The organism is Streptomyces sp. NPDC016851 (genome assembly GCF_055562795.1).
The window spans coordinates 128,763-152,052 of the sequence record NZ_JBVHEP010000019.1 but is presented as its reverse complement, the minus strand read 5'-3'; the positions used below and the strand labels follow the sequence as shown (position 1 = coordinate 152,052).

The following is a 23,290-nucleotide window of genomic DNA, read 5'->3' as shown; positions in this document are numbered from 1 at the left end:
TTCACCTCCGTTGCGCCGGTCTGCCCGTCCCTTCCGCCCGTCTGCCTTTCCGTGCCGCCCGTCGCCGGACAGGCCCTGCGTCTGCCACTCGCGGGGCGTCACACCGTAGGCGGCGCGGAAGGCGCGGCTGAAATGGCTGGGGCTCACGAAACCCCAGCGCCGGGCGACGGCCGCGACCCCGTACCCGAGGGCCGGGGAGTGCAGAAGATCCCTGCGGCACCGCTCCAGCCGCTGCGTTCGGATCCACTCCCCGACCGTCACGCCCTCGAGCTGGAACAGTTTGTGCAGATAGCGGACGGACATGCAGTGCGCGGCGGCGATGTCGGGCGGGGACAGGCCGGGGTCGGCGAGGTGGCGCAGGATGTGGTCCTTGACGCGTACGAGGGTGGCCGCGGCGGTCTCCGGGGCCGGGGAGGCGAAGCGTCCGCACTGCTCGTTGATCACCACCGCCAGCAGGTCGAGCGCGGTGGCCGCGAACTGGCGGCCGACGAAGGCGTCGAGACCGGGCGCTTCGCGGGCCAGGCGCGCCAAGTACGCGGCCACGAGTGCGGCGCTGCCCTCCTGTCCGGAGAACGCCGTGGCGGTCACCGCCCGCAGATCCTCCTCGCGCACGCGGAGGTCCGTGCGGGGGAACTGGAAGGACGTGAAGGAGAAGTCGCCCTGCACGGTCTTCCGGAACGGCCGGGAGGAGTCGGAGAGGGAGAAGTCGCCCGGGCCGATCCGCGCCTGTCTGCCGTCCTGCTCCTTGATGGCGGTGCCCCGCTGCTGAAGGGTGAGGATGAGGTGCTCCTTGCCGTCCCGGATCAGCCGGCGGCTGCGCGTCACCGTCTGCGGGCCGGCCTGGACCTGCGAGATCCGTAAGGAGCCCAGCCGGTTGCTGACGATTCTCCCGGGCGACGGATCGTCCTCGAGGAGTTGTACGTCGAGCGGTATGAAGGTGCGTGACACCGCGTGGTGCCAGCGCTCACTCCGGTCGGCGGCCGAGAGCGACGCTGTGGACAGGACGACGGACACCTGGTTCCCCCCTGGGCATCATCGAAGGCCGGCAGCGCCGATGCGCTGCCGGCCTCGACGATGTCACCATCCCGGCCCGGGGGTGATCACTTCTCCAGGAAGGCGAGCAGCGCCGAGTTGACCTCCTCCGCGTGGGTCCAGAGCAGACCGTGCGGGGCGCCCTCGATCTCGACGTAGTCGGCGGCCGGAAGGGCCTGGTGGAACAGCCGGGCCGTGCCCTCCACGGGCAGGATGCGGTCGCCCGTGCCGTGCAGGATCAGGGCCGGCACGTCGATCTTCGGGATGTCGGCCCGGAAGTCGGTGTACCAGGTCGACGGCGCGGCGGCCGCCGCGAAGGAGCCGCCGCCCGCGGCGACGTTCCAGCTGTTGCGGACGGCCTCCTCGCTGATCCTGGTGCCGAGGTTCTCGTCGAGGTTGTAGAAGTCCTTGTAGAAGTCCGTGTAGTACGCGTAGCGGTCCGCCTTGACGGCCGCGACGATCCCGTCGAAGAACTCCTTCGGGGCGACCCCCTGCGGGTTGTCGTCGGACTTGAGCAGGCAGGGCTCCAGCGAGGCGAGGAAGGCGACCTTGGCGATCCGTCCGGTGCCGTACCGGGACACGTACCGGGCGACCTCGCCGGTGCCCATCGAGAAGCCGACGAGGACGGCGTCTCGCAGGTCGAGGGTCTCCAGCACGGTGTTCAGGTCGGCGGCGAAGGTGTCGTAGTCGTAGCCGGTCGTCGGCTGCGAGGACTGCCCGAAACCGCGCCGGTCGTAGGTGATCACGCGGTAGCCGGCGTCGAGCAGCACGGCACTCTGCCGCTCCCAGGAGTGGCCGTCGAGCGGAAAGCCGTGGATGAGGACGACCGGCTGCCCGGATCCGTGGTCCTCGTAGTACACGTCTATGGCGGTGGAGTTCTCCTGGCCCACGGTGATGTAGGGCATGCGCTGGTTTCCTCGTTCCGGGGTGGCTGGTGACGGACCTTGCCACGCTAGACCCGGGGCCGCTGGACCGGTTGCCGGGCAGCGCACCGGTTCTTGACCGGGGGCGCACGGGAGACCGTGTTCACAGAGCCGTTAATCTGTCGCCCGACTGTGGCCGGCGTGACAACATCGTCGGAATGGAAGGCTTTTTGACGTCCGATCAGATCGAGGCCCGCACGTCCCGCGCCCTCGCGGCGGCCGTCGCCGCGGGTCGTGATCTGGGGCTCGCGGTGACCGACGCGAGGGTGCTCTACGACGTGTTCTCGGTCGTGGTGCATCTCGCTCCGTCGCCCGTGGTGGTGCGGGTGCCGACCGTCCTGCCGTCGTACTCCGGTCCCGAGTCCCAGGCGGCGCGGCAGCGGCAGGAACTCGATGTGGCGGGGTGGCTCGCGGACCAGGGGCACCCGGTGATTCCGCCGAGCCCGCTGGTGCCGCGGGAGCCGGTGCTGCGGGACGGTTTCTCGATGACGTTCTGGCAGTTCGTCGAGCTGGACCAGAGCGTGGAGCCCGATTACGTGCACAACGCCGGCCTGGTCGCCGGCCTGCACTCCGCGCTGCGCTCGTACCCGGGTGAGCTGCCGTTCCTGTCGGCGGCGGAACCCCGGTTCGTCACCGAGGGACTTGCCGCGCTCGAAGGGCGGCCCGACCTGCTGGCCCCGGCCGACCTGGACCGCGCGCGGCGCGAGTGGGAGGTCCTGGAGCCCGTCATCAGCTCACGCGCGGGGTTCGAGGCGGCGTTCCCGGGCATCGAGTTCCAGACGGTCCACGGTGACTCCCCCGCGGCCAACATCGTCACCGCCAAGGACGGCGAGCTGTACTCCGACTTCGAGCTGACCACGTTCGGACCGGTCGAGTGGGACCTGGCGGCTCTCGGCCCCCAATGCGAGGCCGCCTACAACACGGCCGCCGAACGCCGGGGTCTGCGGCGGCTGGACGAGGGTGTGCTGCGCCTCGTCAACGCCGTGGGCATGTCCCGCGCGGTGGCGTGTCTCGCGCTCGCGCCCCAACTGCCCATGCTCGTGGACGCGTTGCAGCCAGCCGTCGAACAGTGGCGGACGATGCCGTTCGCCGGTGGCCTGGGCGGCTGAGCGCCGGGCGGCCGGCTCGGCTCGGCCGCTGAGCGCCGGGCGGCCGGCTCCGCTCACTCGGGCAGGGGCCGGTCGTCGACGACGTGTTTCATGACGAGGGTGGAGTTCAGGCGCTGGACGCCGGGCAGCCGGGCGAGCTGCCGGTCGTAGAGCTGCTGGAAGGCGGCCAGGTCGGTGGTGGCGACGCGCAGGAGGTAGTCGGGGTCGCCGAACAGGCGCTGCGCCTGGAGCACGTGCGGGACGGCGGCCACGCCTTCTTCGAACGCGGAGACGGTGTCGGCGTCCTCCCAGTGCAGGGTGACGAAGACGAGGGCTTCGAAATTGAGGCCCACGGCGGCCGGGTCCACGACCGCCCGGTAGCCGCGGATCGCGCCTTCGCGTTCGAGGTCGCGCAGGCGGCGGTGGCAGGGCGAGACGCTCAGTTTTACTCGGGCGGCCAGCTCGGTGACCGTGAGACGGCCGTCCAGCTGGAGCTCGGTAAGAATTTTCCGGTCCAGGGCATCCATGGAGAAGATTCTGCCCCAGATCCCGCGATCAAGGAGTAAAGAAGGGAACACTTTCGGGCTGATCCGGCCTAGCCTTCCTCTCGCGACAAAGCACGTGAGAGGGACCGGTCCATGGATACGACGACACTGGCGGCTTTTCTGGCAGTGGATCTGCTGCTGGTGTTCACCCCCGGCGCGGACTGGGCCTACGCGATCACCGCGGGCATCAGGGGCCGGTCGGTCGTCCCGGCGGTCGCCGGGCTGGTCGCGGGGTACGCGGGATACACCCTGCTCGCCGTCGCGGGCCTGGTGGTGATCGTGGCGAACTCGGCGGCCCTGCTCACCGCGCTGACCGTGGCCGGGGCCGGCTACCTGGTGTGGCTCGGCTGCGGCGTGCTGAGGCAGCCGGCCGTCCTGACGGCCCCCGAGGGCGACGTGGGCTCCTCCCGCTTGCGGACCATGCTCAGGGGAGCCGGGATCAGCGGGCTCAACCCGAAGGCGCTGCTGCTGTACTTCTCGCTGTTCCCGCAGTTCATCGACCCCGCGGGCGGCTGGCCGGTCGCCACGCAGACCGGCCTGCTCGGCACCCTGCACATGACCGCCTGCGCCGTCGTCTACCTCACCGTCGGAGTCCTGGCCCGCACCGTGCTGAAGACCAGGCCCGCGGCGGCCAGGGCGGTCACCCGCGTCTCCGGCGCGATGATGATCGTCATCGGCGGCTTCCTGCTGGTGGAGCAACTGGCCCGCTGACGGTGCGTGCACCCCGGGAAACCGGCGAGGGGTCCCCGGCGGACCTTCCTGAGATGATGACCGGGGAAGCGGCAGGGGCGTCACATCCGGAGGCACCGTGCAAGGACGCGTACCGGAGGACATGGCGGTCGTCGTCGACGCCCGTGGAGCGATCGCGGTGTGGAGCGACGGCGCCCGACGGCTGCTCGGATACGAACCCGAGGAGGTCGTGGGCCGCGCCGTCACCCGCCTGCTCGCCGCCGGCCTGCCCGGTTCCACGCGACGTCACGTGGCCGACGGACAGCACTGGGCCGGCGAGGTGGCGCTGCGGCACCGGGACGGCGACCGGGTCGTGGTCCGGCTGCACGGCACGCCGCTGCTGGACGCGGACCGCAGACGGCTCTGGCTCGTCACCGGCACCGCACCGGCGCACACGGCGAGGCGGGCCGGGCACGGAGCCCTGACCCTGTGGGACCTCACGCTCACACAACTCCCCGTGCCGGTGGCGGTCTACGACCGTGACGCCCGGCTCGTGGCCGCCAACGAGATCATGACCCAGGTGATGGGCCGGTCCGAGGAGGAGATGAAGGGCCTGACGCTCCGGGAGATCGAACCCGGCCCGCCCTTCGACGAATACGACCGGCTGCAGCGCGAGGTCCTGCGCACCGGCGAGACGCTCTTCCACGAGCAGCACGGCACGGCCCCGGGCGAGACCCGGCGCCACGCCTGGTCGATGTTCATGTCGCCGCTGACGGACGAGACCGGTGCGGTGCAGGGCATGTCCGCGACCGTGTTCGACACCACGGAGCAGGACTGGGCCCGCCGCCGGCTGGCGGTGCTCAACGAGGCGAGCCTGCGGATCGGGAGCACCCTGGACGTGACCCGGACGGCCGAGGAGCTGGCCGAGGTGGCCGTCAGCGGGTTCGCGGACTTCGTCACCGTGGACCTGCTGGAGTCCGTCACCCTGGGCGACGAGCCGGAACCGGTGCTGCCGGACGCGCCGGTCACCGTGCGGCGCACCGCCCAGCGGTCGGTGCTGGAGGGCTGCCCGGAGTCGGTGGTCGCCTCGGGCGACGCCACGCTCTACCCCGTGGACTCGCTCCCGGTGCGGACGCTGGTCGCCGGCCGCGGCTCCCGGAACCGGTCCGGGGATCCGGGGCTGCGGGAGTGGATCAGGTCCTCCCCGGCCCGCGAGGAGTCGGTGGGCAGGCACATGATCCACTCGGTGATGATGGTGCCGCTGCGCGCCCGCGGGGTGACCCTGGGGCTGGTGCACTTCCTGCGGCACCGGACGCCGGAGTCGTTCAGCGAGGACGATCTGCTGCTCGCGGAGGAGATCGTCGCCAGGGCGGCGGTGAGCGTGGACAACGCCCGCCGCTACACCCGGGAACGCCGGACGGCGCTGGCGCTCCAGCGCAGCCTCCTGCCCGACCGGCCTCCGGACCTGGCGGCGATGCAGGTCGCCTACCGCTATCTGCCGGCCGGTTCCGGAGCGGACATCGGCGGCGACTGGTTCGACGTGATCCCGCTGTCCGGCACCCGGGTCGCCCTGGTCGTGGGCGACGTGGTGGGGCACGGCATCCACGCCTCGGCCACGATGGGCCGGCTGCGGACCGCCGTGCGGACGCTCGCGGACGTCGACCTCGCCCCCGACGAGCTGCTCACCCAGCTGGACGACCTCGTCGTCCGGATCGACCGGGAAGAGGGCCCGGAGGCGCGCGGGCGGTCGGCGGAGGCGTCGGGGCAGGTCGGCGCCACCTGCCTGTACGCCGTGTACGACCCGGTGTCCCGCCGCTGCACGATGGCCCGGGCCGGGCATCCGCCGCCCGCCCTGGTCACGCCCGACGGCGCCGTACGGTTCCTGGAGGTGCCGACCGGGCCGCCGCTGGGCCTGGGCGGCCTGCCGTTCGAAGCCGTCGAGGTGGAGCTGGAGGAGAACAGTCTGCTCGCGCTCTACACCGACGGGCTGCTCAAGGCCGCCGACCACGACATGGACGTCGGGCTCACCCTGCTCCGCGAGGCGCTGGCCGACCCTGCCGAGGCGCTGGAGGAGACCTGCGAGCAGGTGCTGCGCACCGTGCTCACCGGCCGTCCCGCCGACGACATCGTGCTGATGCTGGCCCGGACCGCCGCGCTCGGCGCCGGTAAGGTGCGCACCTGGCAGCTGCCGCCCGAGCCCACGGCCGTGGCCCGGGCCCGCAGGATGGCCGGCGAGCAACTGGCCGCCTGGGGTCTGGCGGAGGCCGGGTTCACCACGGAACTGATCGTCAGCGAGCTGGTCACCAACGCGCTGCGGTACGGCGGTTCCCCCATCGAACTGCGCCTGATCCGCGACTCGGCGCTCATCTGCGAGGTGTCCGACGGCAGCAGCACCGCACCCCACCTGCGCCGGGCCCGCGTGTTCGACGAGGGCGGGCGGGGACTGCTGCTGGTCGCCCAGCTCGCCGAACGCTGGGGCAGCCGCCAGACCCCCACGGGCAAGACCATCTGGGCGGAACAACCGCTGCCCGCGGAGCCGTCCTTGTGACCGGCGGCCGGTGTCCGGCGGCTACCGGGTGTCCACGATGCCGCCGGTCACCGCGATGACCTCGCCGACCGTGTAGCTGGAGTCGGCGTCGGAGGCGAGGTAGACGTACGTCGGCGCGATCTCCTCCGGCTGGGCCGCGCGTTCGAGCGGGGCCTCGCTGCCGATCTGGGCGAGACCGTCCGGCGGCATGTGCTGGTCCGCCTCGTTGAGCGGCGTCCAGGTCGGGCCCGGCGCGACCACGTTGGCGCGCACACCGCGCTTGGCCAGGTGCACGGCGACGGACTTGGTCAGGGTGATCAGCGCGGCCTTCGACGCCGCGTAGTCGATCATCGTCGTACTGCCCTTGAGCGCCTCTTCGGTCGCGGTGGCGATGACGGCGTCACCCGGCTCCAGGTGCGGCAGCGCCGCCATGAGCAGGTGGAAGTACGCGTAGACGTTCGTCTTGAACGTCCGGTCGAAGTCCTCGGCGGTCAACTGGTCGAGTTCGAGCTTGCTGTTGAGGTACGCGGCGTTGCTCACCAGGATGTTCAGCCCGCCGAGCTCCGCCGCCGTCCGCTCGACGGCCTCGCGGCAGAACTCCGGGTCGGTGAGATGGCCCGGCAGCAGCAGACAGCGCCGTCCCTGCTCCTCCACCTCGCGCCGGACCCGCTCCGCGTCCACCTGCTCCTCGGGCAGATAGACGATGGCGACGTCGGCGCCCTCCCGCGCGTACAGCAGCGCCACCGCCCGCCCGATGCCCGAGTCGCCGCCGGTGATCAGCGCGGCCTTGCCCTCCAGCTTCCCGCTGGCCCGGTAGCGGCTCGCCCGGTAGCGCGGCGGGGTGCGCATGTCGGCCTCGAGTCCGGGCCGTTGCTGCTTGTCGGAGTCGTAGGGCGGGTCGGGCTCGGCCACGACCTGTGGTGCGGACCGTTCCTGCTCGGGCTGCACGGTCTCTCCTTTCGCCGGTGTCGTCCACGGCGCGGCCGTTCACCTGGGCTCACGCCGTTTCTTCCCCGCACCGCGTGCCCACATCGGCGGCGGGCATGTTCCCCGTCGCCACCGGGCCGGTGCCGGGCCGACCGGCATGGCCGCACCCGCGAGGGGTACTCAGACGATCTTGGAAGGCCCGACCGGAGGGCCTGCTGTCGGAAGGAGATCCGTGTCTGACGAGACGGTGAAGAACGTCTTCGTGATCGGGCTCGACGAGGCCAATCTGCCGACGCTGCGGGCGGTTCCCGGAGCTGACCGGCTGCGCTTTCACCAACTGCTGACCGTGGAGGAACTCCAGGTCGGCGAGGTGCACCTGCCCACGCTGTTCGACAAGGCCCGGGAGGTGCTGGACGCCTTCGACGGCAGCATCGACGCGATCGTCGGCTACTGGGACTTCCCGGTCAGCACCCTCGTGCCGATGCTGAGCGAACGCTACGGGACCCGGAGCACCAGCCTGGAGTCGGTGGTCAAGTGCGAGCACAAGTACTGGAGCCGTCTCGAGCAGCAGAAGGCGACCGACCGGCACCCGGGCTTCGACCGGGTCGACCTGTCGGCCGAGCCGCCTCGCCCGCCCGAGAAGGTGACCTTCCCGATGTGGGTCAAGCCCGCGCTCTCCTACTCGTCCGAACTCGCCTTCGGAGTCGATGACGAGGAGGAGTTCCGCAAGGCCGTCACCGAGATCCGCGAGGGCATCTCCCGTATCGGCCGCCCCTTCGAGCACATCCTCGAACGCATCGACCTGCCCCCGGAGATGGACGGCGTCGGCGGCCGGGTCTGTCTGGCTGAGGAGGCGATGTCCGGCGTCCAGGTCGCCGTCGAGGGCTACACCCACCAGGGCGAGGTGACCGTCTACGGAGTGCTGGACTCGATCCAGTACCCGGACTCCCCCTGCTTCCTGCGCCACCAGTACCCCTCGACGCTGCCGCCGGCGGTCATCGCGGAGCTCCACGACGTCTCGGAGCGGGTGATGCGGCAGATCGGCATGGAGTCGGCCACCTTCAGCATCGAGTACTTCTACGACCCGCGGACGCAGTCGATCAACCTGCTGGAGATCAACCCCCGGCACTCACAGTCGCACGCGGAGCTGTTCCAGTACGTCGACGGTGTCCCCAACCACCACTGCATGGTGCGCCTCGCGCTCGGCGAGGACCCGCGCATGCCGCACCGCGAGGGCCCGTACGCGATGGCGGCGAAGTGGTACCACCGCTGGTTCACCGACGGTGTGGTGCGCCAGGTGCCCGGGCCCGAGGAGATCGCCCGCATCGAGCGGGAGACGCCGGGCGTGCGCATCGAGGTGGTCCCCGAGGAGGGCACCCGGCTCTCGGACCTCCCCGGACAGGACAGCTACAGCTACGAGTTGGCGCACATCTACACCGGCGGGGCGGACGAGGCGGAGCTGCGGGAGAAGTTCGACCACTGCGTGGCGGAACTGGGCCTCGTCTTCGACGAGCCCCCGCCGGAGTGAAGCCCGGCCGGAGTGAACCCCCGAGAGTAAGGAGCACGCGGGTTCCATGCGTTACGTGACCAACCTGCCCTACGCCACGAAGGAAGAAGAGCACGTCACGATCCCGATGTCCGACGGGGTCCGGCTCTCCGCGCACATCTGGCGTCCCACCTCGTCGGACCATGAGCCGGTGCCCGCGGTGCTGGAGTACATCCCGTACCGCAAGCGGGACCTCACGGCCGTACGCGACTCGATCCACCACCCGTACCTGGCGGGTCACGGCTACGCCTGTGTCCGCGTCGACCTGCGCGGCACCGGCGACTCGGAGGGCGTGCTGCGCGACGAGTACCTGGAGCGGGAGCAGGCGGACGCGGAGGAGGTCCTGGCCTGGCTGACGGAACAGCCCTGGTGTGACGGCGGCGCGGGCATGATGGGCATCTCGTGGGGCGCGTTCGCGGCGCTCCAGGTGGCGGCCCGGCAGCCGCCGGGCCTGAAGGCCATCGCCATCGCCTCCTTCACCGACGACCGGCACGCCGACGACATGCACTACATGGGCGGCGCCCTGCTGTCGGACAACCTGGCCGAGGCGGGCACGATGTTCGCCTACGGCACCTGCCCGCCCGACCCGTCCGTGGTCGGCGACCGCTGGCGCGAGATGTGGCAGGAACGGCTGGAGCACACCGAGCCCTGGGTCCTGCAGTGGCTGCGCCACCAGCGCCGGGACGACTACTGGCGGCACGCCTCGGTGTGCGAGGACTACGGCAGCGTGCGTTGCCCCGTCCTGGCCTCCAGCGGCTGGGCGGACGGCTACTCCAACGCCGTGACCCGGCTGCTCGGCAACCTGGACGTGCCCCGCAAGGGGCTGATCGGCCCCTGGTCGCACAAGTTCCCCCACCTCGGGGAGCCCGGACCGGCGATCGGCTACCTCCAGGAGCTCGTCCGGTGGTGGGACCACTGGCTCAAGGGCGTCGACAACGGCGTCATGGACGGCCCCATGCTGCAGGCGTGGATGCAGGACAGCGTGCCGCCCTCCACCGCGTACGAGGAGCGGCCGGGACGCTGGGTCGGCGAGCCGGACTGGCCCTCCCCGCACATCCGGCAGGCCGTGCATCCGCTCACCCGGCACACGATCGGGCCTGCGCGGGAGGCGACGGACGAGGGCAGCCTCCCCGAGGGCGACGCGATGACCGTGCAGTCGCCGCTGTCCGTAGGACAGTTCGCGGGCAAGTGGGCGTCCTACAACGCGCCCCCGGACCTTCCGTACGACCAGCGCGAGGAGGACGGCGGTTCCCTCGTCTTCGACACCGAGCCGCTGACCGAGCAGGTGGAGATCCTCGGCTCACCGACCGTGGAACTCGACCTGTCGGTCAGCGAACCGGTCGCCATGGTGGCCGCGCGGCTGTCCGACGTGAGCCCGGACGGCTCCGCGACCCGAGTCTCGTACGGCATCGTGAACCTCACCCGCCGCGACGGCACGGAGTCCCCCGAGCCGCTGGAGCCGGGCCGCCGCTATCGCGCCACGGTCCCGCTGAACGGAGTGGCCCAGGCGTTCCCGCCCGGCCACCGCATCCGGCTCTCCCTCTCCACGTCCTACTGGCCGCTGGCCTGGCCGGCGCCGAAGCCCGCCCTGCTGAGCGTCCACGAGCACTCCAGCACGCTCACCCTGCCGGTGCGGCCGGTGGAGGAACCTGACGAGGTGCCGGCGTCCCCCTTCGGCGAGCCCGAGGGCACTCCCCCACTCGAGACGAGCCAGGTCACGCCCCCGGAGGAGCGCTGGGAGGTCAAGCGGGACCTGATCGGCTACCGATCCGAGCTGGACATCGTGAAGGACCGGGGCACGGTCCGCTTCGAGCACATCGGCCTGGAGGCCGGGCGCCGCGCCCGCGAGCGCTACACGGCGGTCGCCGACGACTTCACCTCGGTCGGCGGCGAATCCACGTGGACCATGCGATTCCAGCGGGACGACTGGGACGTGCGGGTGGTCACGCACACCCGGCTGAGCTGTGACGATTCGGACTTCTTCGTGGACGCGACCCTGGACGCGTACGAAGCCGATCGCCGGGTGTTCTCCCGCACCTGGAACGAGAAGGTCCCGCGCGACCTGCTGTAGCGGGGACCGGAGCGAGGAAGGTTGCTTGACTTAGGCAACAAGCATCTGTTTGCCTAAGTCAAGCACCTTGCTCCCCGCTCCACGGAGGCCCCGCCATGTCCGACACCACCCGCCACGCGAAGGCCGGGGCCTTCGCCCCACCCGGACCACCCGGACCGCCCAGACCGAACGCCGTGGTCGCGGTGCTCGCCCTCGCCGGGATCGTGGTCTCGTTGATGCAGACCCTGGTCATCCCGATCGTCCCCGAGCTGCCGAAGTACCTGCACGCCTCGCCGTCGAACGCCGCCTGGGCGGTCACCGCCACGCTGCTCGCCGCCGCCGTCGCCACGCCGGTCGTCGGACGCCTCGGCGACATGTTCGGCAAGCGCCGCATGCTTCTGGTCAGCATCGTGCTGCTGGTGTCCGGCTCGGTCGTCTGCGCCCTGAGCGACTCGCTCGTCCCGATGGTCGTCGGCCGGACGCTGCAGGGCCTGTCGGCGGCCGTCATCCCGCTCGGCATCAGCGTCCTGCGGGACGTCCTGCCCGCCGAGCGGCTGGCCGGCTCCACCGCCCTGATGAGCGCCTCCCTCGGTGTCGGCGGTGCCCTCGGGCTGCCCACGGCGGCGTTCATCGCCGACCGCTACGACTGGCACACGCTGTTCTGGATCTCCGCCGTCCTCGGTGCCGCCGCCCTGGCACTGGTAGTGCTGGTCGTGCCCGAGTCGAAGGTCCGCACCGGCGGCAGCTTCGACCTGCCCGGCTCGCTCGGACTGTCCGCCGCGCTGGTGTCCCTGCTGCTGGCCGTCTCCAAGGGCGGCGACTGGGGCTGGACCAGCGGCACCACCCTCGGGCTGTTCGGCGCCGCGGCCACGCTCTTCCTGGTGTGGGGGTGGTACGAGCTGCGCACCGCCCAGCCGCTGGTGGATCTGCGGACCACCGCGCGCCGGCAGGTGCTGTTCACCAACCTCGCCTCGGTCGCGCTCGGCTTCTCGATGTTCGCCATGTCGCTCGTCCTGCCGCAGGTCCTCCAGCTGCCCGAGCAGACCGGCTACGGGCTGGGCAAGTCGATGCTGGCCGTCGGTCTGATCCTGGCCCCGCAGGGACTGGTGATGATGGCCATGTCCGCCGTGTCCGCGGGCATCACCAGGGCGAAGGGGCCGAAGGTCACCCTGATGACCGGCGCGGTCGTCGTCGCCGCCGGCTACGGCCTGAGCCTCGTGCTGATGTCCGAGGTCTGGCACATCGTCCTGGTCGCCTGCGTCATCGGCGGCGGCGTCGGCTTCGCCTACGGCGCCATGCCCGCCCTGATCATGGGCGCCGTGCCCGCCTCCGAGACGGCCGCGGCCAACAGCCTCAACACCCTGATGCGTTCCATGGGCACGTCGTTCGCCAGTGCCCTCGCCGGCGTCATCCTGGCGCAGATGACCACCGGCTACGGCGGCCACGCCCTGCCCTCCGAGAACGGCTTCAGGACGGTCATGGCCATCGGCGCCGGGGCGGCCCTCCTGGCCTTCTTCCTCGCGTCCTTCCTCCCGCGCCGGCAGGCCCCCTCGGAACCCGCCCCGGTGGCGGAAGGCCCCGCCGCGCAGGCGGAGTTCTCCGCCGCGCGCTCCTGAACGGCGTCCACCAAGCCCCCGCTTTGTGCATGCGATCTCACCCTCGCCTCCCCCACCCCTGAGGAGATGTCATGTCCGATGCCCTGACGTGCCCCGTCACCGGCGCCTCCGGGCCGCTGCACGAGTACCCGCTGCCGCGGGCGGCGGATCGCCCGCTGGCGCCCGCCCCGGCCGCGCAGGAGCTGCGGTCCGGGCAGCCGATCACCCGGGTACGGATCTGGAACGGCAGCACGCCCTGGCTGGTCACCCGGCACGCCGACCAGCGGGCCCTGCTGCCCGACCCGCGCGTCAGCGACGACGACCTCGACCCCGGCTTTCCGTACGTCAACGCGCACCGGGCGGAGATCGCGCCGATCACACCACGGCTCATCACGAACACGGACGCCCCGGAGCACACGCGGCTGCGGCGGACCGTCAACGGGCCGTTCGTGGTCAAGCGGATCGAGAAGATGCGCGAGCCGGTCCAGAAGATCGTCGACGACCTGATCGACGAGATGCTGGCCGGCCCCAACCCGGTCGATCTGCTCACGGCGTTCGCGCTCCCCGTGCCGTCGCTGGTCATCGCCGAACTGCTCGGAGTCCCCTACGAGGACCACGACTTCTTCCAGCGCAGCAGCAGCCTGGTGCTGGACGGTTCGGCACCGCCGGAGGAGGCCCGGAGGGTCAGCGGTGAGCTGGCCGCCTACCTGGACGACCTGGTCACGCGGAAGACGGCCGACCCGGACGACGACGTGCTCTCCGAGCTGGCCGGCCGCGTCCAGGCGGGCGAGATGTCGCACACCGAGGCCGTCCACATGGGCGTGGCGATGCTGATCGCCGGTCACGAGACCACCGCCACCATGATCAGCCTGGGCACCCTCGCCCTGCTCCAGCACCCCGGCCAGCTCGCCCTGCTGCGCGAGACCGACGACCCGAAGGTGGTCGCGAACGCGGTGGACGAGGTGCTGCGCTACCTGTCCATCGTCCAGACCGGAGTCCGCCGGGTCGCCAAGGACGACATCGAGATCGGTGACGTAGTCATCCGCAAGGGCGACGGCATCATCTTCGACCTGCACGCCGCGAACTGGGACCCGGAGGTCTTCCCCGGGGCGGAGCGGCTGGACATCTCCCGACCGGCCCGGATCCACCAGGCGTTCGGCTACGGCCCGCACCAGTGCCTGGGCCAGAACCTGGCCCGCCTGGAGCTCCAGGTCGTCTACGGCACCCTCTACCGCCGCGTCCCGACCCTGCGGCTGGCCGCCGGGATCGAGGAGCTGGAGTTCGACCACACCGGGACCACCTACGGCGTGCACAGCCTGCCCGTGGCCTGGTGACCCCTCCCCCCACTCCGAGACAACCGAGGTGACAAGCATGCGTGTGGAACTGGACGTGCCGAAGTGCGTGGCGTCGGGGCAGTGCGTGATGGCCGCTCCCGACGTCTTCGACCAGCGGGAGGACGACGGTGTCGCGATCCTGCTGGCGGAGCGGCCCGGTGAGGAACTCCTCGACGACGTGCGCGAGGCCGTGGCGGTCTGCCCGGCCGCGGCGATCCGGCTGGTGGAGCGGTGAGGCGCGTCGTGGTCGTCGGCGCCTCGGCCGCCGGACTCGCGGCGGCCGAGACCCTGCGCCGGGCGGGCTACGACGGCACGCTCACCCTCGTCGGCGACGAGCCGCACGCCCCCTACGACCGTCCCCCGCTGTCCAAGCAGATCCTCTCCGGCGAGTGGAACACGGGACGGCTCCCGCTGCGCCCGCGGGCCGACCTCGACGCCCTCGGCCTCGACCTGCGGCTGGGGACGGCGGCGACCGGGCTGGATGTGACGGACCGTGCGGTGCGTCTGGCCGACGGGGCGCGGGTGCCGTACGACGGGATGATCGTGGCCACCGGTGTGCGCCCGCGGCGGCTGCCCGGCGACGGCGGCGCCCATGTGCTGCGCACCCTGGACGACGCCCTCGCCCTGCGCGAGAGGCTGAAGCCGGGCTGCCGGCTGGTCGTGGTGGGCGCCGGGTTCCTCGGCGCCGAGGCCGCCGCGGTGGCCTGGCGGCTCGGCGCCCGCGTGACCCTGCTCGAACCGGCTCCCGTGCCGCTGGCGCACGCCGTCGGCACCGAGGTCGGCCAGGTGCTCTCGCAGGCCCATCGCGACCACGGTGTGGACCTGCGCACGGGCGTCACCGTGACCGGGGTGACCGACGGGGGCGTGCGGCTCGCGGACGGCGAGGTGGTCGAGGCCGACGAGGTCCTGGTCGCCGTCGGCTCGCTGCCCAACACCGAGTGGCTGGCGGGCAGCGGGCTGCGCATCGGCGACGGCGTGCTCTGCGACGCGTACTGCGAGGCCGCGCCGGGGGTGTACGCGGCCGGTGACGTGGCCCGCTGGGACAACCCGCTGTTCGGGACGTCCATGCGGATCGAGCACCGTACGCACGCCGCCGAGCAGGGCATGGCCGCCGCCCGGAACCTGCTCGCCGCGCCGGACGCGCGCAGGCCGTTCGCGCCGGTGCCGTACTTCTGGTCCGACCAGTACGACATGAGGGTCCAGGCGTACGGCTTTCTGCGCGGGCACGACGAAGTCGCCGTCGTGGACGGTGACTTGGCCGAGCGCAGGTTCGTGGCCGTCTACCGCACGGGCGAGCGGCTGACCGGCGCCCTGGCGGTCGGCATGCCGCCCAGGGCCGTCCGCGCCTGGCGGCAGGCGATCGCGGGCGGGACGGCCTGGCGCGACCTCGTACCGGCCGCCGGCACCGAGGCGGCGTGACCCCGACCCTCCACCCAAGGAGATCGCACATGGACAACCGTACGGACGACGCGCGTGACGTGGTCGTCGTCACCGGAGCGGGCGGGATGGGCACGGCGGTCGCGCGACGGCTGGGCAGCGGACGGACGCTGATCCTCGCCGACCACGCACGCGAGCGGCTCGATCAGGTCGTGGCGGAGCTGGGCACGGAGGGATACGCCGTGCGGGGCGTGCCGACGGATGTCTCCGACCGTGCGTCGGTGGAGCGGCTCGCCCGCACCGCGGCGGAGCAGGGCCGGATCACCGCCGTGGTGCACACCGCCGGTGTCGCCGCCGCGACGGCCTCGGTCCGCGGGATCCTCGACGTGGACCTGCTCGGCACGGTGTACGTGATCGAGGCGTTCGAGAAGGTGGCCGTCAGCGGCACCTCGCTGGTGTGTGTCGCCAGCCTGGCCGGGCACATGGCCTCGCTCGACGACGAGGACGAGACCGCCCTGGCGACGGCTCCCGCCGAGGAGTTGCTCGCTCTGAAGGCGGTCACGGCCCTCGGTGACGACGCGACCGCCGCGTACATCCTGGCCAAACGCGCCAACCAGGTACGCGTGCAGGCCGCCGCCCTCGCCTGGAACCGGCTCGGCGCCCGGGTCAACACCCTCAGCCCCGGTGTCATCGCCACGGCCATGGCGAAGGCGGAGGCCGACTCGGACGCCGGCGGGCACATGCTCGCGATGCTCGACGCGTGCGGTGCGGGCCGGCCGGGCACGCCCGGCGAGATCGCCGACGCGGTGGCGTTCCTCACCGGCCCCGAGGCGCGGTACATCACCGGCAGCGACCTCCTGGTCGACGGTGGTCAGGCGGCCTGGATCCGCCGACACATGCGGGGTGCCGGCTGACGTTCCCCGGGGCACCGGGTTTCCGAGACGGACCCTTCCGGGCGACCATGGCGGGGCACCCCTACCGCAGGGAGGTACCCCATGACCGACTCACCCGCCCCCGACCCCGGCGTGCTGCCGACGACCGTGCGCACGGGACGTGTCGAACTGACGCCCGCCGCAGAGGAGCTGCTGCGGCGGCTGACCGGGACGCACGGGCCGGTGATGTTCCACCAGTCCGGCGGCTGCTGCGACGGCAGCTCCCCGATGTGCTACCCGCGCGGCGAGTTCCGGGTCGGTGCCGGTGATGTCCTGCTGGGGCACGTGGCCGGGGACACCCCGTTCTGGATGAGCGGGGACCAGTACGCGTACTGGTCGCACACCCACCTCACCGTGGACGTGGTCCCCGGCCGCGGCAGCGGCTTCTCCCTGGAGGCCCCGGAAGGCGTCCGCTTCTTGCTGCGCTCCCGCCTCCTCACCGACGAGGAACTGCGCCGCATCGAGTCGGAACCGCCCCTGCCGACCGGGGCGGACCGCGACGCTTAGGGCGCGGCGCACACCGACGGCAGTGCCCGCCCGAGCGCCTTCAGGTGCAGCGTGTCGAGCCGGTGGGTGTACGCCGACCAGCCGGCGGCCGTGGCCAGGCGCGGGCCGCACGACGGCAGGGCCCGGGCCCGTTCCGTGTCGTCGAGCGCGGCCAGTAGCTGTGTGGTGATGCGGTCGAGGGCCGGGCGGACCTCCTTGGCCAGGTCGGGCCGCTCGGTCGGACGCTCGGCGGGGTGCGCGTCCCAGCGGGCGTACAGGCCGCGCTGCACCAGCTTGTTCGCCTCGATCTGGTCCCGGAACACGGCGGCCACGGCATCCGGGTCGAGGCCGAGACCGGCCGCCCGGGTGCGGACGTCGTCCAGGATCCGCGCCTCGCGCTCCGGGTCGTCGATCGGCGTGTCCGTGCCGTACTTGGCGGCGGCGACCTTGTCGGCCAGCAGCAGTCGCTGGGTGAGCAGTTCGGTCACCGGCGTCAGGCCGTGCGCGGCGGCAGCCGTGTGACGCACGGAAGCGGACTGCTCCACGGCGGTGGCCGGGCCGGCCGTACCGACGGCCAGAGTGGCCGCGGCCGTCAGGGTGCCGAGGAGGGTGAGGGCGGACCGGAGACGTCGAGGGCGCACAGGAGTGTCCTTCCGTGGGGGCGTGGGCGCCGGACCGCGGCGCTGTCCGCAACCTACCGATCGACGTCAGGCGGGTGTTCGCCGAGGTCCCAGAACAACCCCGCCATGATGCGCAGCCCTTCGCGGGCCACCGACCCCAACAGATGTTCGTCGGGGGCGTGTTGGGAGCAGGAGGGGTGGGAGTGCGGGACCCACACGGTGGGCAGGCCGAGGATGTCCGCGAAGGCGTCGTTGGGGAGGGTGCCGCCGAGGTTCGGCAGGACGGCCGGTTCCTTGCCGGTGGTGTGCCGCAGGGAGTCCACGGCCCGGCGGACCCACGGGTCGTCCGGGCTGAGGCGGGTCGCGGGGACGGCCTGGAGCACCTCGACGTCGACCATGGACAGGCCGTGGGCGTCGAGGTGGTCGCGGACGATGCGTTCGAGGTCGCGCCAGGGCGTGCCGACGACGAAGCGGAGCTGGACGTCGGCGTGGGCGGTGCCGGGGATGGCGCCGACGGGCTTGGCGGGATCCCCGGCGGCCAGGGTGAGGACCTCCAGGGTGTTCCAGCCGAAGACGCGTTCGGCCGGGCTGAGGCCCGGCTCGCCCCAGTCGGTGTCCACGTCCGGGTCGCCGTCCCCGCCGCCCACGGTGAGATCCGCCAGGGCGGCGGCGACCGGCTCGGGCAGCGCCGGCGGTCGCAGGCCGTCCACGAGGATGCGGCCCCGGGCGTCGACCAGGGTGGCCAGGGCACCGGCGAGCACCGTGGCGGGGTTGCGCAGGGCGCCGCCCCAGTTGCCCGAGTGGTGGGCGCCCTCGCGCAGGGCCACGCGCAGACGGAAGTTGGCGGCGCCCCGGGAGCCGAGGAACAGGGTGGGGCGGGCGGCAGCGAGGCGTGGACCGTCGGAGGCGACGAGCAGGTCGGCGGCCAGGTCGTCCGCCAGCCTGCGGCAGACCTCGTGCAGGCCCGGTGATCCCGACTCCTCCCCCGTCTCCACGAGCACTTTCAGGTTGAAGCCCAGCCGGCCTCCGCGCGCGGCCAGGACCTGTTCGAGCGCGGCCAGGTTGACGGTGTGCTGGCCCTTGTTGTCGGCGGTGCCGCGCCCGTAGAGGCGGTCGCCCTCGACGACGAGTTCCCAGGGGGACAGGCCGGTGCGCCAGCGGCCGTCCTGGCCGGGGACGACGTCGCCGTGGCCGTAGACCAGGACGGTGGGCAGGCCGTCGGCCTCGTGCCGGTGGGCGAGCAGGAACGGGCCCGCGTCCGGCACCGGGTTGTCGACGATCCGCACGGTGGCGCCGAGGCGGCGTACGGCGGGGGCGAGTTCGTCGGTCAGGTAGGCGCGCAGCGGGCCCGTGCCGTCGGGCGGCGGGCTCTGCGTCGGGAACGCGACCCGGCGCCGCAGGTCGGCTAGGAAGCCGCCGGAGTCGTAGTAGGCCTCCGCCAGGCCGATGGCGCTCTCACGTGTCGTCATGCCGTCCGCTCCCGGTGTCCGTCGGGCCGGGGGCGGCGGCCAGGCGGCCGTCCTCCCGGTCGAGCCAGTGCCTGCGCAGTGCCTGGAGCACCACGGAGACGTCGAAGGAGATCACCCCGGGCAGCTCCGCCAGGTCCCGGGTGAGGAACTCCGCGAGTCCCTCCTCGTCGCGGAAGACGCCCTGGTGGACGACGGAGAAGGCGCCCGCGTTGGTCGACACGTACCGGGCGGAGGGATGCCGGGCGAGCGTCCGGGCGGCCTCGCGCACCCCGCCCGGTGACACGGTCAGCGCGACCACCGCCTCCAGGGCGTAGCCGAGCAGTCCGGGCTCGATCTCCACGCGGGGGCGGACCAGTCCGCGCTGGAGCAGCGACCGGGTGACGCGGTAGGCGGTGGACTGCCCGATGCCCAGTTCGCGGGAGACCTGCGCGGCGGTCATCCGTCCGTCGGCGGCGAGCAGCCGCAGGGTGCGCAGTTCGTCACCGGTGGGGCGGGCGGGCCGGTCGGTGCCGCCCGGGTCCGTCTCGCGTTCCTCCGCGGTGTACGTGCCGAGCAGTCGGCGCTGGTCCTCCGTCAGCCGGGGCAGCCGCCAGGCGTCGGACTTGGTGTCGGCGCGCAGGACGAGTTCGGTCCGGGTGGAGCGTACGCCGGGGAGCGTGGCGATGCGCCGGGTGAGCAGGTCGCGGGCCTCGGTGCGGCGCGCGGGCTGGACGACGCAGTAGACGTCCGCCTGCCCGGCGGTGACCGCGACGTGGGCCGCCTCGGGCAGTCCGACGAGCCGCCGGGCGACCTCGACGGCGCGTCCCGGCGCGGCGACCCACACGTGCCAGGGAGTGCCCTCGCCGGTGACCGACAGGTCGACCTGGCCGATCACCCGCAGCAGCCGGTTCGACTCCAGCCGGGCCAGCCGCCGTCCCACGGTGCTCGCCGACACGCCCAGCGCCTGGGCGAGCAGGCTGAGCGGGGCGCGCGGGGCGCGCTGGAGCGCGGCGACCAGGTCGAGATCGTCATCGTCCAGAGCGTTCTCCATGCGACCCATCTTTCACGGAACGAATCCGTCAACCAGCGACTTCACACGAACGATACGACCGCAACAACCTTTTTACTTGCATGATTTCGTCAAGTGGGTCGTCAATAGGGGCGTGACCACCGCCACTTCGCCTCCGCCGCCCGACGCCCCTTCGAAGCAGCTGTCCCGGGTGCTCGCCGTCCTCGGGCGCATCGAGCGCCTCGGCAACAAACTCCCCCACCCCTTCTGGCTGTTCGGTGTGCTCAGCGTCGTCCTGGCGCTGGTCAGCTGGCTCCTGTCGGCCACCGGCGCCTCCGCGCTCAACCCCGCCACCGGCAAGACGGTGGGGGTGCGCAGCCTCGTCTCGGGCGAGGGGCTGCGGATGATGATCTCCGACGCGGTGACCAACTACGCCACGTTCCCGCCGCTCGGCACGATCCTCGTGGTGATGCTGGGCGTGGCGGTCGCCGACCGGTCGGGGCTGCTGCCCGCGATGCTGCGGGCGGCCGTCGCCCGGGTCCCGGCCCGGTGGCTGACGTTCACGCTCGCCTTCACCGCCATGGTCGCGCACGTCGCGTCCGACGCGGCCTACGTGGTGCTGGTGCCGCTGGGCGCGATGGCCTTCCGGGCGGTGGGACGCAGCCCGATGCTCGGTGCCGTGGTGGCGTTCGTGTCGGTGTCCGCCGGGTACGACGCGAGCCCGCTGGTCACCCCGACGGACGCGATCCTGGCCGGGCTCACGACGGCCGCCGCGCACACGGTCGACCCCGCGTACGTGGTCACCCCGCTGTCCAACTACTTCTTCTCCGTGGCCTCGTCGGTCGTCCTGGCCGTCGTGGTCACCGTCGTCACGGAGAAGGTCATCGCCCGGCGGGTGGCCGCGATGCCGGAGGAACCGGAGCCGGACGACGCTCCCGAGGCCGCCGGTGCGGAGGCCGGTGGGCTGACGCTGCGCCCGGAGGAGCGCAGAGGTCTGCGCAACGCGGGTCTCGCGCTGCTGGCGTACGCCGCGCTGGTCGTGGCGACGATGATCCCGGCCTCGTCACCGTTGCGGGGCGAGGGCGGCAGCATCGTGCAGTCGCCGGTGCTCACCGGCATCGCGGTGGTGCTGGCGGTGGCGTTCCTGATCGTGGGCGCCGTGTACGGGCGCACGGTCGGGACCGTACGGACCGGCCGGGACATCCCCGACCAGATGGCGAAGGGCCTGCGCGAGATGGCGCCGATCCTGGTGCTGTTCTTCGCCATCTCCCAGTTCCTGGCCTACTTCAAGTGGACCGGCGTCGGCGAGGTCCTCGCGATCCGGGGCGCGGGCCTGCTGAAGTCGGCGGGCATCACGGGCCCGGTCGCGTTCCTCGGCGTCCTGCTGGTCTGCACGGTCATCAACCTGCTCGTCACGAGCGGCTCCGCCCAATGGGCCCTGGTCTCCCCGGTGTTCGTGCCGATGTTCATGCTGCTCGACATCCCGCCCGAGGTGACCCAGGCGGTGTACCGCATCGCCGACTCGTGCACCAACGCGGCGACCCCGATGAGCGCCTACTTCGTGATGACCCTGGGCGTCGTCCAGCGCTACCGGCGCTCGGCCGGCATCGGCACGCTGCTGTCGCTCACCCTGCCGCTGTGCCTGATCATGCTGGTGGCCTGGACGCTGCTGTTCTACGCCTGGTGGGCGCTGGGCATTCCCCTGGGCCCGGGGGTGCCCGTCCGTTGACCACCCGGTGCGCTCCCGCGGGCCGCTCCCGCCGGCCGCTTCCGCCCGTACGAGGAGGACTTCCATGTCCCTGACCCGTGTCGAGTCGCTGGCCCGGACCGCCCTGCCGGAGATGACCGGCGACCTGCGGAGGCTGGTCGAGCTGGAGACACCCAGCGACGACAAGGAGTTGCTGACCGCCGGGCTCGCAGCGGTCGAAACCTGGACCCATGACCGGCTCGGCCCGCCGGACGAGTCGCGGCGGTACGACGGCGGTCCGCACGGCGACATGCTGGAGCTGCTGTACCGGGGCACATCGCCGGTGGTGGTACTGGTCCTGTGCCACTACGACACGGTGTGGCCGGCCGGCACCCTCGCCGAGTGGCCCTTCCGGGTGAGCGACGACGGGCGGGCCACCGGGCCGGGCGTGTTCGACATGAAGTGCGGTCTGCTGCAGGCGGTGTGGGCACTGCGCCTGCTGCGGGACCTGGACCTGCCGCGCCCGTCGGTGCGGCTGTTCCTGAACGGCGACGAGGAGATCGGCAGCCCGGCCTCCCGCCCGCACATCGAGCGGCTGAGCGAGGACGCGACGGCCACGCTCGTGTGCGAGGCGTCCGCCGGGCCGGAGGGTGCCCTGAAGACGTCCCGCAAGGGCGTCGGCCTCTTCGACGTGACGGTGGAGGGCGTGGAGGCGCACGCGGGTCTCGATCCGTACCGGGGCGCGAGTGCCGTGCACGCCCTCGCCGAACTGGTCACCGGTATGGTCGGCTTGGGCTGCCGGGAGCGGGGCACGACGGTCAACGTCGGGCTGATCGGCGGCGGGACCGGGCGCAACGTCGTCGCCGGCCGGGCGAGCTGCGGCGTCGACGTACGCATCCCCGACCCCGCCGAAGCGGCCCGCGTCGACACCGCACTGGCCTCGCTCGCGCCCTCCGACCCCCGGGTGCGGGTCTCGGTCACCGGCGGCTGGAACCGTCCCCCGATGGTGCCGACGCCCGCCTCCCGGCTCCTGTTCGCGCAGGCGCAGGCGGCAGCGCAGGAGCTGGGGTGGCCCCTGCGGGAGACGGCCGTCGGCGGGGCGAGCGACGGCAACTTCGTCTCCGCGCTCGGGCGTCCCGTCCTCGACGGCCTGGGCGCGGTCGGTGACGGCGCCCACGCACGGCACGAGCACGTCCTGCTGGACCACATCCCGCCGCGCACGGCGCTGTTGGCGGGGCTGCTCATGGCGGGGGCGGTGTAGGCACGGAATGACCGGGGCGGCGCGGTCACGGACGCCTCCCGACCTCTGGACGCCCTCACGCGGGCTCGCCTAGGGTGCGACGGCAAGCGCTTTCTAGCCTGCCCATGCCAAACCACCTGCCCTGCTCCATCCCACGTGCGCGCAGCCCCGCCGACGGCCCGGACGAGGAACCGACGCGGGTCTGACGCGGAAAGGCAGTGCCCCGTGCCGCACAGCGAGCCCCACAGACCGTCG

At 72.4% G+C, this 23,290-nt stretch carries 19 protein-coding genes and 1 pseudogene; 13 read left to right on the top strand and 7 right to left on the bottom strand.

All coding sequences use genetic code 11. The features are described 5' to 3' along the window. Positions 1-45: 45 nt before the first annotated feature. Both ACZ3I3_RS27880 and ACZ3I3_RS27875 read right to left on the bottom strand, forming a co-directional pair. Positions 46-1,014: pseudogene (locus ACZ3I3_RS27880) on the bottom strand (AraC-like ligand-binding domain-containing protein); the annotation flags it as partial. An 86-nt stretch (positions 1,015-1,100) separates the two neighbouring features. Beyond that, on the bottom strand, positions 1,101-1,937 hold the full coding sequence (locus tag ACZ3I3_RS27875; RefSeq protein WP_467369532.1) for an alpha/beta fold hydrolase: 837 nt from the start codon (positions 1,935-1,937) through the stop codon (positions 1,101-1,103). A 176-nt stretch (positions 1,938-2,113) separates the two neighbouring features. Here ACZ3I3_RS27875 and ACZ3I3_RS27870 point away from each other — a divergent pair, with 176 nt between their 5' ends. Next, entirely contained in the window at positions 2,114-3,064 is a 951-nt protein-coding gene (locus tag ACZ3I3_RS27870) for an aminoglycoside phosphotransferase family protein (protein WP_467369530.1), read from the top strand. 53 nt (positions 3,065-3,117) lie between these two features. Here the strand turns inward: ACZ3I3_RS27870 and ACZ3I3_RS27865 are convergent, their stop codons facing one another. Continuing rightward, the gene (locus ACZ3I3_RS27865; protein WP_020275150.1) at positions 3,118-3,570 is read right to left on the bottom strand and encodes an Lrp/AsnC family transcriptional regulator; all 453 of its coding nucleotides are present in this window, start codon (positions 3,568-3,570) and stop codon (positions 3,118-3,120) included. A 111-nt stretch (positions 3,571-3,681) separates the two neighbouring features. Between ACZ3I3_RS27865 and ACZ3I3_RS27860 the strand changes: the two genes are divergently transcribed. After that, complete coding sequence (locus ACZ3I3_RS27860) at positions 3,682-4,299, top strand: LysE family translocator (protein ID WP_467369528.1); 618 nt, start codon at positions 3,682-3,684, stop codon at positions 4,297-4,299. A gap of 97 nt (positions 4,300-4,396) precedes the next feature. Then, entirely contained in the window at positions 4,397-6,805 is a 2,409-nt protein-coding gene (locus ACZ3I3_RS27855; protein WP_467369526.1) for a SpoIIE family protein phosphatase, read from the top strand. A gap of 21 nt (positions 6,806-6,826) precedes the next feature. Here the strand turns inward: ACZ3I3_RS27855 and ACZ3I3_RS27850 are convergent, their stop codons facing one another. After that, complete coding sequence (locus ACZ3I3_RS27850; RefSeq protein WP_467369524.1) at positions 6,827-7,732, bottom strand: SDR family oxidoreductase; 906 nt, start codon at positions 7,730-7,732, stop codon at positions 6,827-6,829. Positions 7,733-7,943: 211 nt separating this feature from the next. On the opposite strand from ACZ3I3_RS27850, the gene ACZ3I3_RS27845 reads away from it, so the two are divergent. The 8 genes from ACZ3I3_RS27845 to ACZ3I3_RS27810 all read left to right on the top strand — a co-directional run bounded on the left by ACZ3I3_RS27845 (position 7,944) and on the right by ACZ3I3_RS27810 (position 17,052). Beyond that, positions 7,944-9,239 carry an ATP-grasp domain-containing protein gene (locus ACZ3I3_RS27845; protein ID WP_467369522.1) on the top strand — a complete coding sequence of 432 codons (1,296 nt, stop codon included), beginning with the start codon at positions 7,944-7,946 and terminating at the stop codon, positions 9,237-9,239. 46 nt (positions 9,240-9,285) lie between these two features. Further along, on the top strand, positions 9,286-11,328 hold the full coding sequence (locus ACZ3I3_RS27840) for a CocE/NonD family hydrolase (protein ID WP_467369521.1): 2,043 nt from the start codon (positions 9,286-9,288) through the stop codon (positions 11,326-11,328). Between the two features lie 95 nt (positions 11,329-11,423). Then, positions 11,424-12,923 carry an MFS transporter gene (locus ACZ3I3_RS27835; protein ID WP_467369519.1) on the top strand — a complete coding sequence of 500 codons (1,500 nt, stop codon included), beginning with the start codon at positions 11,424-11,426 and terminating at the stop codon, positions 12,921-12,923. Positions 12,924-12,994: 71 nt separating this feature from the next. After that, positions 12,995-14,236 carry a cytochrome P450 gene (locus ACZ3I3_RS27830; RefSeq protein ID WP_467369518.1) on the top strand — a complete coding sequence of 414 codons (1,242 nt, stop codon included), beginning with the start codon at positions 12,995-12,997 and terminating at the stop codon, positions 14,234-14,236. A gap of 37 nt (positions 14,237-14,273) precedes the next feature. Beyond that, positions 14,274-14,471, top strand: a complete 198-nt coding sequence (locus ACZ3I3_RS27825) for a ferredoxin (RefSeq protein ID WP_467369517.1) — start codon at positions 14,274-14,276, stop codon at positions 14,469-14,471. After that, on the top strand, positions 14,468-15,655 hold the full coding sequence (locus tag ACZ3I3_RS27820; RefSeq protein ID WP_467369515.1) for an NAD(P)/FAD-dependent oxidoreductase: 1,188 nt from the start codon (positions 14,468-14,470) through the stop codon (positions 15,653-15,655). Before ACZ3I3_RS27825 ends, ACZ3I3_RS27820 begins: the two co-directional genes overlap by 4 nt. A 29-nt stretch (positions 15,656-15,684) precedes the next feature. Next, entirely contained in the window at positions 15,685-16,527 is an 843-nt protein-coding gene (locus ACZ3I3_RS27815) for an SDR family oxidoreductase (protein WP_467369513.1), read from the top strand. Between the two features lie 81 nt (positions 16,528-16,608). After that, positions 16,609-17,052, top strand: a complete 444-nt coding sequence (locus ACZ3I3_RS27810) for a DUF779 domain-containing protein (RefSeq protein ID WP_467369511.1) — start codon at positions 16,609-16,611, stop codon at positions 17,050-17,052. On the opposite strand, the gene ACZ3I3_RS27805 is transcribed toward ACZ3I3_RS27810, so the two are convergent. From ACZ3I3_RS27805 to ACZ3I3_RS27795, 3 genes are read right to left on the bottom strand one after another with little or no spacing between them, the layout of a single operon-like run. Further along, the gene (locus tag ACZ3I3_RS27805; protein ID WP_467369509.1) at positions 17,049-17,672 is read right to left on the bottom strand and encodes a chorismate mutase; all 624 of its coding nucleotides are present in this window, start codon (positions 17,670-17,672) and stop codon (positions 17,049-17,051) included. The two genes, ACZ3I3_RS27810 and ACZ3I3_RS27805, sit on opposite strands and share 4 nt — an antisense overlap. Before the next feature lie 53 nt (positions 17,673-17,725). Then, positions 17,726-19,120: a M20 family metallopeptidase gene (locus ACZ3I3_RS27800; protein WP_467369507.1), complete on the bottom strand. Its 1,395-nt coding sequence runs from the start codon at positions 19,118-19,120 to the stop codon at positions 17,726-17,728. Continuing rightward, a complete protein-coding gene (locus ACZ3I3_RS27795; protein ID WP_467369505.1) occupies positions 19,107-20,150 on the bottom strand; it encodes an Lrp/AsnC family transcriptional regulator in 1,044 nt (347 codons plus the stop codon). The genes ACZ3I3_RS27800 and ACZ3I3_RS27795 overlap by 14 nt, the downstream gene beginning before the upstream one ends. 112 nt (positions 20,151-20,262) lie before the next feature. Here ACZ3I3_RS27795 and ACZ3I3_RS27790 point away from each other — a divergent pair, with 112 nt between their 5' ends. Together ACZ3I3_RS27790 and ACZ3I3_RS27785 are read left to right on the top strand one after the other, a co-directional pair. Beyond that, positions 20,263-21,837, top strand: coding sequence for an AbgT family transporter (locus ACZ3I3_RS27790; protein WP_467369503.1), 1,575 nt, complete (start codon positions 20,263-20,265; stop codon positions 21,835-21,837). Positions 21,838-21,901: 64 nt separating this feature from the next. Continuing rightward, positions 21,902-23,056 (top strand): M20 family metallopeptidase, encoded by a 1,155-nt coding sequence (locus ACZ3I3_RS27785; protein ID WP_467369501.1) that lies wholly within the window; start codon positions 21,902-21,904, stop codon positions 23,054-23,056. Positions 23,057-23,290: the final 234 nt, after the last annotated feature.

Coding starts and splice junctions, on each gene's coding strand:
- ACZ3I3_RS27875 (WP_467369532.1), bottom strand. CDS start 1,937: ATGCCCTACATCACCGTGGGCCAGGAGAACTCCACCGCCATAGACGTG.
- ACZ3I3_RS27870 (WP_467369530.1), top strand. CDS start 2,114: ATGGAAGGCTTTTTGACGTCCGATCAGATCGAGGCCCGCACGTCCCGC.
- ACZ3I3_RS27865 (WP_020275150.1), bottom strand. CDS start 3,570: ATGGATGCCCTGGACCGGAAAATTCTTACCGAGCTCCAGCTGGACGGC.
- ACZ3I3_RS27860 (WP_467369528.1), top strand. CDS start 3,682: ATGGATACGACGACACTGGCGGCTTTTCTGGCAGTGGATCTGCTGCTG.
- ACZ3I3_RS27840 (WP_467369521.1), top strand. CDS start 9,286: ATGCGTTACGTGACCAACCTGCCCTACGCCACGAAGGAAGAAGAGCAC.
- ACZ3I3_RS27835 (WP_467369519.1), top strand. CDS start 11,424: ATGTCCGACACCACCCGCCACGCGAAGGCCGGGGCCTTCGCCCCACCC.
- ACZ3I3_RS27830 (WP_467369518.1), top strand. CDS start 12,995: ATGTCCGATGCCCTGACGTGCCCCGTCACCGGCGCCTCCGGGCCGCTG.
- ACZ3I3_RS27825 (WP_467369517.1), top strand. CDS start 14,274: ATGCGTGTGGAACTGGACGTGCCGAAGTGCGTGGCGTCGGGGCAGTGC.
- ACZ3I3_RS27815 (WP_467369513.1), top strand. CDS start 15,685: ATGGACAACCGTACGGACGACGCGCGTGACGTGGTCGTCGTCACCGGA.
- ACZ3I3_RS27810 (WP_467369511.1), top strand. CDS start 16,609: ATGACCGACTCACCCGCCCCCGACCCCGGCGTGCTGCCGACGACCGTG.
- ACZ3I3_RS27800 (WP_467369507.1), bottom strand. CDS start 19,120: ATGACGACACGTGAGAGCGCCATCGGCCTGGCGGAGGCCTACTACGAC.
- ACZ3I3_RS27795 (WP_467369505.1), bottom strand. CDS start 20,150: ATGGAGAACGCTCTGGACGATGACGATCTCGACCTGGTCGCCGCGCTC.
- ACZ3I3_RS27785 (WP_467369501.1), top strand. CDS start 21,902: ATGTCCCTGACCCGTGTCGAGTCGCTGGCCCGGACCGCCCTGCCGGAG.